The following is a 12,943-nucleotide window of genomic DNA, read 5'->3' on the forward strand; positions in this document are numbered from 1 at the left end:
GTTCCTCGCCGGCGAGGACGGCCGATGCTCCGACCGGTGGATCGGGTCGTGGTCCACACCGGCCATCGCGCTCGGCTGACCTGGGCGTCACAGCGATCGCACGCGGTTCGGAGAGCGTGGTCCTGGCAGTGGAGGTGGTACTCCGACTAGCTTCCTGCCTCATGGCTGACGCGCCCAGCACGGCGGACTGGCTGGCCGCGTGGGGGCAGGTGGGAGGTGCAGTGGCCACGACGGCCGCGGTCATCGTCGCTCTCTGGGTCGCCTTCGGCGACCGTCGCCGCCAGCGCGCGGCGAGCGAGGAGGAGGCGACACTGCAAGCTCGCCTGATCACGATCGAACTGACCCTCGACGCCGAGACGCGCTCCGCGACCATCACGCTCACCAACCACAGCGACCGGCCGATCTTCCAACCCATCCCGACCACCTTCTCGATCTGGCACAACGACGAGGGCGAGCCGTCCGGCCTGTCCTCGAGCGCCGACCACTTCTTCGACCAGCCCTCCACACCCGGCCTCACCGTCGGAGCGCCACCGCGCGAGGTCCTCCACCCGACCGAGAGGTACGACGTGACGTGGTCGGGCCTGGACTTCCCACCCGACACCACCTTCCGCTGGCTCGTCGGGTCCTCCTTCACCGACGCCTCCGGACGACGGTGGCAGCGCGTCAACCACGACGAGCCACAGCGAACGACGTCGCCGTGACACCGGCTTGGCTCACCATCCTCGTCGCCCTGCTCGGCCTGTCCGGCGTGCTGGTGACCCAACTCGTCGCCAACCGACGCGAGGACCTGCGGTGGCGACGCGAGCGGGAGCGGGAACAACAGATCTGGTCGCGCGAGGACGCAGTCCGCTCCTACGAACGCAGAACCGCTGCCTACCTCGAGTTCATCGACGTCTACCAACAACAGTGGACAGCCGCCTCTGCTGCGGACGGCGCCACCCACGACCACCTCGTGCCCGTCGCCACGCGATTGACCGAAGTCGAGCTGTTCGGGACCCGCGAAGCCGCAGAGCTCGCCGAAACGGCACTGCACACCTTCCATACCGCACTCTTCCGGAACGGAGCGATGCCCGACGACGTACTCGATGCCTTCACGAAGCAGGTCCGGAAGGACCTCTCGGTTCCCGACTGACGTCGCAGTCACCGGCCGCAGCGGTTCTCTCTCCGTGGGCGCCCGGGCTGCACGCGTTGCCCACCGGTCATGCCTGGATCATGTTTCCAGCTTCCGCCAGTTCACTGGAACGTTCTTCCGCCGTTCATCAAGTCATCCTGACGTGTTCAGGGCGGTCGCTCAGCTTTCGCTGCGTGACCACCGAGTCGATCGACGAGCAGCTCGCCGTCCTCCCGACGGAGGGTGCTGGGCTGGCCGAGGACATCCGCAGTCGCTCGAGGGGCTTCTCCCCGGCGGAGCAGCGGGTGGCCCGGATCGTGCTCGCGGACCCGGCCGGTGCCTTCGAGATGTCGGTGACCGAGCTCGCGGCGGCGTCGGCGACCTCCGTCGGGTCCGGTTCTGCCAGCGGTTGGACCTCAAGGGATTCCAGGACCTCAAGATGCGCCTGGCCCGGGACGGCGGTTCGGTCGCGAACCGCCTTCCGGAGGAGATCTCGGTGGGCGACGGGGCTCCGGAGATCCTCGCCAAGGTGCTCGCGGGCTCGGCGCGCGCCCTGGCCGACGCCGGGCAGCGCCCGGTCGACGGCGCGGTTCTCGACCGGGTCGTCGACGCACTCGTCTCGGCCCGCCGGATCGTCTTCGCCGCGGTGGGGACCTCCGCCCCGCTCGCAGCCGACATCGCGTACCGACTCACCACAATCGGGCTGCCGGCGAGCTGGGTCGCCGACGTCCATGACGTCGCGTCTGGTGCATCTCGCGGTGCTCGACGCGCTGTACGTCGCCGTGACCCTGCGCAGCCCGACCGCCCAGGACGCGCTCCGCACCACCGGCGAGGTGTTCGTCGAGCACCGCATCTGACCGCTCGCCGTCAGCTTCTCCCGCCCCATCGGAAGGACCTGCCATGCGCGGACACGTCCGCACCCGCTCCGGGGAGCCCCGCCGCGGCGTCCTCGTCTCCGACGGCCGCACCGTGACCACGACCGCGCACGACGGCTCGTGGTCGCTCGAGCCGACCGGGCCCTTCGTCTGTGTGACCCGCCCCGCCGGCTTCACCTGCGAGGACTGGTTCGTGCTCCCGTCCACGGAGCACGACTTCGTCCTCGATCCCGTGCGGGACGACGTGTTCCCGCACCGGTTCGTGCACATCAGCGACACCCATCTCGGCGCGCAGGTGCTTATCTCCTGTGCGGATCCATCGCCGACATCAGCGCCGCCAGAGCAGTGTCGTAGCGTTTCCGAGTGGCACGATAGATCTCCGAATCATCGATCCACCCGAGACGATCAACGCCTCCTCTCTCACAGCCACCAAAAGGCGCATGCTATTTGGCCGCATCTGATCACTGCGCGACAGGGATCTCGAGAACACCTCGACGCCGCTTTCGATCGAGAGACAGCATCCCGGCCGCACTGATGATCGCAACGACGGCGCACAAGAGAGCGACGGAGACCAACCCTCGGGACGCCCCCGGGGCCAGCAGGACCGTGAGCGCCAGAGGACCGAAACCTGAGCCCAGCACAGCCGCCATCTGGTAGCCGACGGATGCTCCAGTGAAACGGGTCGACGTCGGGAACTGTTCCCCGATGAAGGCACCGAGAGGCCCGAAGGCACTCCCCAGGACGAAAAAGTTCAGGACAACGAAGCCCAGGGTCCCGAGTGCAACGCTTCCCGACCCCAAGGCCAAGAGAAACGGATATGTCAAGAGCCCGCCGAGAAGGATGCCGAAGAGGAGCACGCGGCTACGACCGAACCGGTCTGAAAGGTGTCCACCGAGAACTTCCCCGAAGGCACATGTGCAGTATCCGATGGTAGCCATCGTGAGCACCGCACTCGGGCTCAGTCCACTCGACCTCGCGAAGGCGATGCCGAACCCACCGACGAGGCTGAAGAAGAGGAAGGGGGCGACGAACGTGACGATTGAGAGAAACAGGATGCCGGGGCGCCGGAACAAGGCCACGATCGGTGAGGTCTGCTTCTGTGGGTGCGAAAGCGCGCGTCGCGCCTGCTCCGCAGCGAAGAGAGGGGACTCGTTCACGCGCAAGCGAACCCAGAGCGCGACGACGACGAGCACTCCGCTGAGAGCGAAGGGCATTCGCCATCCCCACGACATGAACTGGTCCGGCGGGAGCAAGGCGAAGAGACCCAATACCCCCGTCGCCAACGTCGCCCCGAGCGGCACCCCTGCGGATGCGAACGAGGCCGAGAGCCCCCGCCGTGACGCGGGTGAGTGCTCGAACGCCATGGTTGCCGCGGCACCCCACTCCCCACCCACCGATACACCCTGCGCCACCCTCAGGACGACCAGGAGGATCGGAGCGAGGACCCCCACCGACGCCTGGGTCGGCAGCGCGGCCATCAGCATGGTCGAGAGGCCCATCAGGAGGGTCGTCGCCACCAGCGTCGACTTCCGACCGACACGATCACCCAGGTGACTGAACGCGAGGGCACCCACGGGACGGGCGGCAAATCCGACAGCGATCGTCGAGAGCGAGACCAGGGTCGCCGCGAACGGCGGGAGATCGGCGAAGAACAGCGGCCCGAAGATCAGCGCTGCCGCCGAGGTGTAGAGCACGAAATCGTAGAACTCGATGGCGCTCCCCGCCGCGCTCGAAACCAGGACTCTCGTGAGATCTCGTCGACTGCTCGGCGCGACGACGTCGTCGTGTCCCTGTCCCATCACATTCCCTCCGGGGGTGTCAGACAGCGGTCGGATGTGGTGTCTCGGACCAGCGACTGTCAGCGTACGGGCCTCATAGGCAACACACCATAACTTATAGGACATGCTGGTTGGACTGCCCCGCCGCCACCGAGCCAGGTTTGCCGGAAGGCCCATCAGATCCGGCCCGAGGCATGAGACCTCGCACTGTGAACGAATGCTAATCTCCGGCTGGCCAGTGGCCGGAACGACGGGAGTTCGCGATCGTGGACGAGAGGCGAGCCAAAATCCTGGCGGTTGCGGCCGAGCTGTTCGCCACGCGGGGATACACGCCGAGCACCGTCGACGAGATCGGTACCGCCGCCGGGATATCCGGTCCGGCTCTCTACCGGTACTTCCCGAACAAGCAGGCACTGCTGGACGAAATCTGCCTGTCGAGCTTCCAGTCCTTGTCCAACTCGGCAAGTGCGATCGTCCGAGAGGGCACCGACCCGTCAGAAACCCTCGCGCGTCTGATCGCCATGCGCGTCGAGTTCGCTTACGGGCCGCACCGACGTGCGTTCGTCATCCTCCAGGCGGCAGACACCACGCTGTCCTCTGGAGCGGCGCGGAAGCTCGCGGCAATGCGGGAGCTGTACAAGGCCGAGTGGATGCGCGTCGTGGCGGAGGTTCGGCCCGACTCGCCGACGGAGGAGATCCAGGTGGCGTGGTTCGCCTCACAGATCCTCATCGGCTACATGCAGGACAGTGCCGAGATCAGGGACGAGAACGAGCACAGGCGCCATTTTGAACGCATGGCCATGGCGGTCCTGCTGGCCTGAGTCGACCGATCCATATCGACCGGGACCGGCGGCGTGAACGAGCGTTACGCCTACCGAGCGCTATTCGCAGGACGCCCGGAGCGACAGCACTGTCGCTCCGGGCCCCGGAGGCGACACTCAGGCGGCGGGCCTGGCGGGCACGCTGATGCCCTTCATCTCGAGGAATTCCTCGAAGCCCCAGAGGCCGACCTCACGACCCAGACCGCTCTGCTTGTAACCGCCGAACGGGCCGATGCCGAACAGCGGGGCACCGTTGATCATCACCGAGCCGGTGCGCACCCGGCGGGCGACGTCGAGGCCACGCTCGATGTCCTCGGTGAACACGGCCCCGAACAGCCCGTAGATGCTGTTGTTCGCGATCCGGATCGCGTCCTGGTCGTCGTCGTAGGGGATGACAACGAGCACCGGTCCGAACACCTCCTCCTGGGCGATGGTCGAGTCCGGGTCGACGTCGGCGAACAGGGTGGGCTGGATGAAGTAGCCCTTCTCGTCGTCGGTGGCGGCGCCGCCCACGACGAGCCGGGCGCCCTCCTCCTTCGCCTTCTCCATCAGGCCGACGATCCGGTCCCGGTGCGCCACGGAGATCTGCGGGCCCTGGCCGACCTTCTCGTCCCACGGGCTCCCGAGCGTCATGCCGCCGAACATCTTCGCGGCGAGCTCGATGCCCTCCTCGTAGCGCGAGCGGGGCAGCAGCAGGCGGGACAGCGCGCCGCAGGCCTGCCCGGAGCTCACGCAGATCATGCCGACCGAGATACCCACCGCGGCCTGCAGGTTCCCGTCGTCGAGCACGATGTTCGCCGACTTGCCGCCCAGCTCGAGCAGCACCTTCTTCACCGACCCGGCTGCCTGGGCCATGATCTGCTTGCCGACCTTGGTGGAGCCGGTGAAGGTGATCATGTCGACCCGGGGGTCCTCGGTCAGCGCGACGGCCACGGCCGGGTTGCTGGAGGTGACGATGTTGAGCACACCCGCCGGGATGTCCGTCTTCTCGGCCACCAGCCGGCCGAACAGGGTCGACCCCCATGGAGTCTCCGGCGCCGGCCGGACGACGACGGTGTTGCCCGCCGCCAGGGCGGGGATGACCTTGGTCGCCCACAGCATGAAGCCACAGTTCCAGGTGAGGATCGCGCCGACGACGCCGATCGCCTCACGCTGCAGCACACCGGCGTTGCCCGGGAGCGACTGCTCGTACTCGTAGGTCTCCGCCAGCTCGGCCATCGCCGAGAACGGGGCGAGGTTGCTCTTGATCGAGCCCAGCGCGAAGTTGAACGGCCGGCCGAGCTCGGCTACGTCGATCCGCCGGAACTCCTCGACCGCCTCGTTCACCGCGGCCGACAGCTGCTCGATGCAGCGCCTGCGGAAGGCGTGGTCGGTCGCCCAGTCCGTCTCGTCGAACGCGCGGCGGGCCGCGGCGATCGCCGCCTCCATGTCCTCGGGACCGGCGTCCGCTGTGTGCCCGAGGACCTGCTCCGTGGCCGGGTCGATGTTGGGGAATACCGCCCCGGACTGCGCGTCCACGAGCTTCCCGTCGATCAGCATCCGAGCTTCGCCGATCACTGTCTCGCTCATGCCTGTCTCCTGATGTGACATCGGGCCATACGTCCCGCGGTACGACTGCAGGACTCTGTCTCTAACATGAGACAGAGTATCAGGTTTGGTACTGCCTGCGTAGACTCGACCCATGAACCAGAGCGCCCGCCGCGGCCAGGAACAGACCGAGGGGATCCGCTCCCGTGCTCGACGAGCCGTCCGAGCCGAGACGACCGAGGTCGCGGTCGACCTCTTCCTGAGGAACGGCTTCGACGCCACCACCATCGAGGAGATCGCCGCCGCCGCCGGCATGTCCCGCAGCACCTTCTTCCGGTACTTCGGGAGCAAGGAGGACGCGGTGCTCGGCGAGCTGGCCGACTACGGCGAGCGGGTCCTGGCTGCCCTGTGCGAGCGCCCCGAGGACGAGCAGCCGTGGACGTCCCTCCGCCAGGCGCTCGAACCCGTCCTGCCGCTGCCTGCCGACGCCTCCCCCGAGGTCGCGGCGCAGGCGGTGCGCCGGAGCCGGTTGTTCATCGAGACCCCGAGCCTGCGGGCCCGCCACTTCGAGAAGACCCTGACCTGGCAGGGGATCCTCCGGCCGGAGGTGGCCCGCCGGCTCCGCTGCGGGACCGAGGACCCGCGCCCGGCCGCCCTGATCGCGTGCGTCCTCGCCTGCCTGGACGCGGCTCTGGAGGCCTGGACCCGCTGCGACGGCTCGGTCCCGCTGCGCGAGCTCCTCGACGCCGCCGCCGACGCGGTCGGCCCGCGCGGGCGCGGATGAGCGGCCGCCGTCACCCTCGTGGACCGGGACGTCCCGGGGGTGACGGTCCGGAGCTCGGCCGACGACATCGTCTCCTCGCAGCGTGGGTGAACTCGTGGTCAGGGGGTGGCGTCCACCGAGCGGGACACGTGCTCCCACTTCGCGAACTCGCGCAGCCGCCGCTCGTAGGCCGCCGTGGCCAGCTCGACCGCCATGTTGCCCATCAGGAGCCTCGTCGGAGGGTCCTCGCTCTCGACCAGCTCGACGAGACGCTGCGCGGCCAGCGCCGGCACGCCCCGGTAGACGTCCGGCGAGAGGGGACCCCGCAGCGACTGCCTGCGGGCCTCCAGCACGTCGTCGTAGTCCGCGATCGGCGCGGCCCGGTCCATACTGCTCCCGCCCCAGTCGGTCTTGAAGCCACTGGGCTCCACGATCGTCACCCGGATCCCGAGGGGCGCCACCTCCGTGGTGAGCGCTTCGCTCATCGCCTCGAGCGCCCACTTGCTGGCGGCGTAGATGCCGATGTTGGGGGCCGCGGTCAGGCCGGCCACGCTCGAGATCTGGACGATGTGGCCCGCGCGGCGGGCCCTCATCTGCGGCAGCACCGCCCTCGTCATCCAGAGCGCCCCGAAGAAGTTGGTCTCGAACTGGTCCCGGGCCTGCTGCTCCGAGACCTCCTCCACCCCGCCGGACAGGCCGTAGCCCGCGTTGTTCACGAGGACGTCGACGCCTCCGAACGCCTCGGTGGCCAGCTCGACGGCCTGCCGGACGGCGTCGGCGTCGGTCACGTCGAGCGGCAGGACCAGGGCACGGTCGCCGTGCGCATCGAGTGCCGCGCGCAGGTCGTCCGGCTTACGGGCGGTGGCGACGACCCGGTCGCCGTTGCCGAGAGCGGCGTCGACGAAGGCCCGGCCCAGCCCACGTCCCGCCCCGGTGATTAACCACGTTCTCGATGCCATCTGCCATGAGCTCCTTGCGCTGGTGGTGTGCCGTCCGCCCGCCGACCCGCGATGCGGTCAGCCGCCCCCGCCCGACCGGGGTTCACCCGGGAGCGGAACGAGTCCCGTCCCGTACATGTCGTCGAGGTACTTCGCGATGTACTCGCGGTCGAGCGACGGGGTGCCCGGGCCGACCGGGAGGGATCGCACCGCCGCGTCGAAGTTCGCGCTCCCCGGGATCTCCCGCGTCGTGGTGAGCGGGCGCCGCAGGTTCTCCAGGACCTGGATGGAGGACGGCTGGCGCTTGGCCTCGGGGAGCGCGCGCAGCGTCGCCTCGAAGCGTTCGAGCCAGGTCCCGTAGTCGTCCACCCGCGTCATCGGGTACCCCGCCGCCTCGATCCAGTCCACGAAGGTGTCGAGGGAGAGTCCGTCGTCGGCGCGGTTGACCACGTTGAAGGTCCGGAAGCCCACGCCCGGACGTTCACCGACCCCGGCGATCGTCGCCGCGATGAAGTCGACGGGCAGCCCGTCGTAGTGGGCCCGCGATCTCCGGCCGTCGTCGCCTCGTTCGTAGAAGGAGAACGGGGCCAGGCCGGTGACGATCACGCTGTAGAAGAGCCTCGTGACGATGTCGTCCGCGTTGACCTGGTTCCGGTAGGTGCGGTGGGGCAGCATCATGTCGCCCCGGAAGACGTTGACGGGCAACGCGAACCGCCTGCTCGCATCCTGCAGGAGGTGTTCGGCGGCCCACTTGCTGGCGCCGTAGTCCTGGGCGTACCCCTGACCCAGGATCGCCCGCTGGAGCAGGGGCGACTCCTCGTCGTTGCGCGTCGTGCGATCGAGGAAGTGCGCCACCGCCGCCGACGAGACGAAGTCGAGGGGCTTGAGGTGGTCGGTCAGGGCGAGCCCGATCAGGCTCGCGGTGCCGGCGACGTTCGGGCCGAACAGGTACCCGTAGTCGAACACGTGGTTCACCAGCGCCGCCGGGTGGACGATGCGGTCGACGTCCCGGGTCAGCCTCGCGAACTCGGCCGCGCCGAGGCCCAGCCCGGGCTCCGCGATGTCACCGACCACGACCTCGAGGGCGTGCGCGGCGAGCTCCCTGAACCGGCGCTCGAGCTCGACGTCCGTGCCGACGAAGGCCGACTCCAGGCGCCGGACCGCCGCGGCGTGGTCCACCGCCCTGACCAGGCAGATCACCCTGCCACCGTCGACGCCCGCGAGCCGCTCCAGCCACTCGAGGCAGAGGAACCGTCCCAGGAAGCCGTTGGCGCCGGTCAGCAGGACGGTGCGGGTCTCCCGGACCGTGGCCGGTCCCGGCGCGCGATCGAGGACCTCCCGGTCGAGGAACGCCTCCAGGACGAGATCCTGCGCGTCGAGGGCGTGGCCGCCCTCGCCGTGGACGCTCGTCATCGTCGCGACGGTCGGCGCGCCGGGCGCCAGGGCCGCCTCGATCGAGCCCGCCCACTGCGCCGGGCTGCCCGCCGGGCTGAGGATGCCGCTCACCGGGACGTCGACCTCGAAGATCTCCTCGAGGAGAGCCGCGAACTCGATCGCACCGAGCGAGTCCCCGCCGAGGTCTGCGAAGGTGCTCGCGCCCTCGGTCTGGACGTCGTCGACCCCGAGCACTGCCTCGAGCGCCTTGCCCACCTTCTCGAGGACCGAGAGGCCGCCGGCGTGGCCGCGCAGGGACGCGAGCTCCGTGCGGCGTCGCTGCTCCACCTCGGCGTAGAGCTGTTCGAGCCCGTCGACGTACCGGCGCTGGATCGCCGGGCGGATGCGCTTCCGTAGGGCGGTCAGCAACCCGTTCTCCTGCGAGAACGGCTCGAGCTCGAGGAGGAACTCGCGAGGGTTCTCGAACGGCCGCAGGTCGGCGGCGACGGCGACCCGGTTCAGCTCCGTCCGGACGAGCGTGCGCAGCTCCGCCTCGCTCGGCCGATGCCCGAGCCCCGCCGCCGCGACCTCGACGTCCGGGACGACCACGGCCACGAGGTAGGAGCGCGTCGCGGTGCCGTGCAGGAAGACCTGGTGGATCAGCTCGCTGCCGTTCTCGTACGTGCTGCCGAGGGCGCCCGCGGCGACGAACTCGCCCTGCGCCAGCTTGAGCACGTCGTTGCGGCGGTCGATGTAGACGAGCTGGTCGGGGCCCCGCTCCTCCATGATGTCGGCCGTGAGCATGTAGCCGTCGTCGTCGAAGAGGGCGGCCGTGGCCTCCGGCTGCTTGTAGTAGCCGCGGACGCCGAAGCGGGTCTTCACGCAGAGCTCGCCGCGCGGATGGGGTAGGTCGGTCGAGAAGTACCCGAGCTCGGGCACGTCGCGCAGCCGGTAGTCGATGACGTTGTCCCGGGCGACCCTGCCGTTCAGGGTGAGCGTGCCGATCTCCGTGGAGCCGAACCCCTCGTTGAGGGTGATGCCGAGGTCCTCGACGACGAACGTCTTCACGGCGGGCGGCGTCGGTGCACCACCGGCCGAGATCACGCAGAGCCGGTCGCCGAGGACCGTGTCCCTCATCTCCGCGGCGACCTGTCGACGGGCCTCGTCGAGGTCGACGGACAGCTGCTCGGACCGCCGCTGCGCCTCGGCCTGATGCTGGGCGTACACCGTCTCCAGCACCCGGGGGAAGAACCAGCCGTCGGTGGGCCGCACCATCCTGACGTCCTCGAACAGCGTCGAGAGGTCCGGGGATCCCACGAAGTAGGCCGTGCCGCCGTGGGCGATGGTGCTGTAGAGCTGGGTCCGGCCGGCCTGGTGGTTCATCGGCTGGAAGATCAGCCGGACGAGCGGGAGCGGGGTGCGCGCGGCGGCGAACGGTCGCCGGGCGAGGCGCTCGGTGTGGATCGCCCCCTTCGGTGCCCCGGTCGTCCCGGAGGAGTGCAGCAGCAGCGCCATCCGCTCGAGCCCCTCGGCGCTGGGCGGGGGCGCGGTCCACCGGCCGGCGTCGCCCTGCGCGACGAGGTCGTCGACCGTCACCAGCCCCACCGGGACCTCGGCCTGGCCGAGGATCGCCGCGGCCGCCTCGAGCGCCTCCCGGTCGTCGTCGACTCGCCGGTCGACGTCGAGCACCACGACCGAGCGGACGGACCGCTGCGACACGGCCAGCTGGGCGGACAGGCGGAGTTCGGCGACGGACGAGGCGATGACGACGGGGGCGGTGTCGGCGATGATGCCGGCCAGCGCCTCCTCCCCCATCGTCGCCTGCAGGGGGACGCTGACGCCCTGGAGCAGAACACAGGCCAGGTCGACGGTCGCGTATCCGACGCCGTTGAAGCCCAGGATGCAGAGGAAGTCACCCGGGTCGAACGCGATCCCGTCGTGTGACCGCAGGGCGTCCGCCAGCGATCGGACCCGGTCGTGCAGCTCGCCGTAGGTGACGGTCCCGAAGTCCGGCTCGAGGACCCGTTCCGCCCGTCCGGTCGCCGCCTCGCGGACGACCCGGTAGGAGCGGGTCCCCAGGGCCGGGCGGTCCCCGTAGGCCGCCAGCACGGTGGCGACCGCCTCCGCATGGGTGATGCCCTCGGCCCCCAGCGCCTCCTCGACCCCCGGATCGGGGGCGAGGGAGCGGAGCTGCGGATCCCGACCGGCCAGGTCCTGGTGGCGCCGGACGTGCGCGGGTACCTCGACGGACATCGTTGTTCCCCTGGAGGTTCGTGGCCGGTGGGGTGCTCTGGTCAGCAGGGCCCGATCGCGACGGTGCGGCCCGGCCGCAGCGCACCGGGCCCCGTCGAGCTGGTCCGTCGTCAGATCTTCGACTCCTGCGCGCGATCCTGCTGGTCGCGCAGCGCCGCCGACGTCGCGGCCAGCGACTGCCGCTTGGTGACGTAGTGGTAGCCGGTGTCGACGTCCGTCGCCTCGGCCCGCAACGCACGGACCGTGCACTTCTCCTTGGGCCGGACGGGGTACGGGTCGAACCGGAACGCCTTCATCGCGTTCTCGTGCGTGATCTTGTCGATGTCCTCGTCCGGGATGTGCCCGATCTGCTTCCAGAGCATCTCCGGCGAGTCCGGCCAGGTCGAGTCCGAGTGCGGGTAGTCGCACTCCCAGGTGATGGTGTCGACGCCGATGTCGTGGCGGTTCTCGATCCCGACCCGATCCTCGATGAAGCAGGTGATGATCCGCTCCCGGAAGACCTGGCTCGGCAGCTTGCCCCCGAAGTCCTCGCCGGTCCACGCCCTGTGGTGCGCGTAGTGGGTGTCGAGCTTCTCCAGCAGGTAGGGCACCCAGCCGATGCCGCCCTCGCTCAGGGCGAACTTGAAGGTGGGGAACTTCTTGAAGATGTCCGAGAAGACCAGGTCCGCGCCGGCGGACATGGTGCTGACCGCGGTCAGGCTGTGGGTCACACCGGCCGGCGCGTCCTCCGCCGTCATCACCTGGCGGCCGGAGGAGCCGATGTGCATGCACACGATCGTCCCCTCCTCCTCGCACGCCGCCCAGAACGGGTCCCAGTGGTCGGAGTGCAGGCTGGGCAGCCCGAGGGGGACCGGGTTCTCGGCGAACGTCACCGCGTGACAACCCATCCGGGACAGGCGCCGGACCTCGGCGGCGATGAGCGCGGGATCCCAGATGGGCACGAGCCCGAGTGGTATGAACCGGTCCGGGTACTCGCCGCACCAGCCCTCGACGTGCCAGTCGTTGTAGCCGCGCAGCATCGCCAGCGCCAGGTCCTTGTCCGGGGTGCGGAGCAGCTGCCGCGCCGCGAAACCTGGCCAGGACGGGAAGTTGAGCTGGGCGAGGACCCCGTTGGCGCTCATGTCGCGGACGCGCTCGTGGACGTCGTAGCATCCCGGGCGCATCTCGCTGAACGCCATCGCGTCGAATCCGTAGTCCTCCGGTGGTCGACCGGCCACGGCGTTGAGACCGGCGTTCGCCGACCGGTTGCCGAGGAACTCCCAGGCGTCCGAGCCGTCCGGTTGCGGGACGAGCTTGGGCACGAGGTCGGCGTACTTCTGCGGGACCCGCCCCTCCCACATGTCCGACGGTTCGACGACGTGATCATCGACGCTGACCAGGATCATGTCTTCGAGCTGCACTGCCCGCCTCCTTGTCGTGAAGGGCCCCGGCCCAGGGACGTTAGGTCGCCCCCTCGGTGCTGTCAACGATCGTTATTGCGTGCTCCGGCGGCGAAACGAGCTG

General features: G+C 69.5%; 11 protein-coding genes. 5 read left to right on the top strand and 6 right to left on the bottom strand.

Translation table 11 applies throughout. The features are described 5' to 3' along the window. Positions 1–161 precede the first annotated feature (161 nt). Both ABD324_RS30370 and ABD324_RS30375 read left to right on the top strand, forming a co-directional pair. Positions 162–701 (top strand): hypothetical protein, encoded by a 540-nt coding sequence (locus tag ABD324_RS30370; protein ID WP_344424887.1) that lies wholly within the window; start codon positions 162–164, stop codon positions 699–701. Beyond that, entirely contained in the window at positions 698–1,132 is a 435-nt protein-coding gene (locus ABD324_RS30375; RefSeq protein ID WP_344424889.1) for a hypothetical protein, read from the top strand. Before ABD324_RS30370 ends, ABD324_RS30375 begins: the two co-directional genes overlap by 4 nt. Positions 1,133–1,259: 127 nt before the next feature. Here ABD324_RS30375 and ABD324_RS30380 read toward each other — a convergent pair whose 3' ends face one another. After that, entirely contained in the window at positions 1,260–1,844 is a 585-nt protein-coding gene (locus tag ABD324_RS30380; protein WP_344424891.1) for a hypothetical protein, read from the bottom strand. On the opposite strand from ABD324_RS30380, the gene ABD324_RS30385 reads away from it, so the two are divergent. Further along, positions 1,843–1,968 carry a hypothetical protein gene (locus ABD324_RS30385; protein WP_344424894.1) on the top strand — a complete coding sequence of 42 codons (126 nt, stop codon included), beginning with the start codon at positions 1,843–1,845 and terminating at the stop codon, positions 1,966–1,968. The two genes, ABD324_RS30380 and ABD324_RS30385, sit on opposite strands and share 2 nt — an antisense overlap. Before the next feature lie 479 nt (positions 1,969–2,447). Here the strand turns inward: ABD324_RS30385 and ABD324_RS30390 are convergent, their stop codons facing one another. Beyond that, the gene (locus ABD324_RS30390; RefSeq protein WP_344424897.1) at positions 2,448–3,785 is read right to left on the bottom strand and encodes an MFS transporter; all 1,338 of its coding nucleotides are present in this window, start codon (positions 3,783–3,785) and stop codon (positions 2,448–2,450) included. Between the two features lie 245 nt (positions 3,786–4,030). Between ABD324_RS30390 and ABD324_RS30395 the strand changes: the two genes are divergently transcribed. After that, entirely contained in the window at positions 4,031–4,585 is a 555-nt protein-coding gene (locus ABD324_RS30395; RefSeq protein ID WP_344424900.1) for a TetR/AcrR family transcriptional regulator, read from the top strand. A 117-nt stretch (positions 4,586–4,702) separates the two neighbouring features. Here the strand turns inward: ABD324_RS30395 and ABD324_RS30400 are convergent, their stop codons facing one another. After that, positions 4,703–6,154, bottom strand: a complete 1,452-nt coding sequence (locus tag ABD324_RS30400) for an aldehyde dehydrogenase family protein (protein ID WP_344424903.1) — start codon at positions 6,152–6,154, stop codon at positions 4,703–4,705. A 112-nt stretch (positions 6,155–6,266) separates the two neighbouring features. Between ABD324_RS30400 and ABD324_RS30405 the strand changes: the two genes are divergently transcribed. Then, entirely contained in the window at positions 6,267–6,896 is a 630-nt protein-coding gene (locus tag ABD324_RS30405) for a TetR family transcriptional regulator (RefSeq protein WP_344424906.1), read from the top strand. A 98-nt stretch (positions 6,897–6,994) separates the two neighbouring features. Here the strand turns inward: ABD324_RS30405 and ABD324_RS30410 are convergent, their stop codons facing one another. The 3 genes from ABD324_RS30410 to ABD324_RS30420 form a co-directional block, all read right to left on the bottom strand. Beyond that, positions 6,995–7,834, bottom strand: a complete 840-nt coding sequence (locus ABD324_RS30410; RefSeq protein WP_344424909.1) for an oxidoreductase — start codon at positions 7,832–7,834, stop codon at positions 6,995–6,997. Positions 7,835–7,891: 57 nt separating this feature from the next. Beyond that, positions 7,892–11,440 carry a thioester reductase domain-containing protein gene (locus ABD324_RS30415; protein WP_344424912.1) on the bottom strand — a complete coding sequence of 1,183 codons (3,549 nt, stop codon included), beginning with the start codon at positions 11,438–11,440 and terminating at the stop codon, positions 7,892–7,894. Positions 11,441–11,550: 110 nt separating this feature from the next. Beyond that, complete coding sequence (locus ABD324_RS30420) at positions 11,551–12,840, bottom strand: amidohydrolase family protein (RefSeq protein WP_344424915.1); 1,290 nt, start codon at positions 12,838–12,840, stop codon at positions 11,551–11,553. Positions 12,841–12,943 lie beyond the last annotated feature (103 nt).

It is taken from the genome of Pseudonocardia ailaonensis, from assembly GCF_039531635.1.
GTDB lineage: Bacteria > Actinomycetota > Actinomycetes > Mycobacteriales > Pseudonocardiaceae > Pseudonocardia > Pseudonocardia ailaonensis.

Excerpts from the sequence above, each read along its gene's own strand:
- ABD324_RS30370 (WP_344424887.1), top strand. The coding sequence starts at position 162 with ATGGCTGACGCGCCCAGCACGGCGGACTGGCTGGCCGCGTGGGGGCAG.
- ABD324_RS30385 (WP_344424894.1), top strand. The coding sequence starts at position 1,843 with ATGACGTCGCGTCTGGTGCATCTCGCGGTGCTCGACGCGCTGTACGTC.
- ABD324_RS30380 (WP_344424891.1), bottom strand. The coding sequence starts at position 1,844 with ATGGACGTCGGCGACCCAGCTCGCCGGCAGCCCGATTGTGGTGAGTCG.
- ABD324_RS30390 (WP_344424897.1), bottom strand. The coding sequence starts at position 3,785 with ATGGGACAGGGACACGACGACGTCGTCGCGCCGAGCAGTCGACGAGAT.
- ABD324_RS30400 (WP_344424903.1), bottom strand. The coding sequence starts at position 6,154 with ATGAGCGAGACAGTGATCGGCGAAGCTCGGATGCTGATCGACGGGAAG.
- ABD324_RS30405 (WP_344424906.1), top strand. The coding sequence starts at position 6,267 with ATGAACCAGAGCGCCCGCCGCGGCCAGGAACAGACCGAGGGGATCCGC.
- ABD324_RS30410 (WP_344424909.1), bottom strand. The coding sequence starts at position 7,834 with ATGGCATCGAGAACGTGGTTAATCACCGGGGCGGGACGTGGGCTGGGC.
- ABD324_RS30415 (WP_344424912.1), bottom strand. The coding sequence starts at position 11,440 with ATGTCCGTCGAGGTACCCGCGCACGTCCGGCGCCACCAGGACCTGGCC.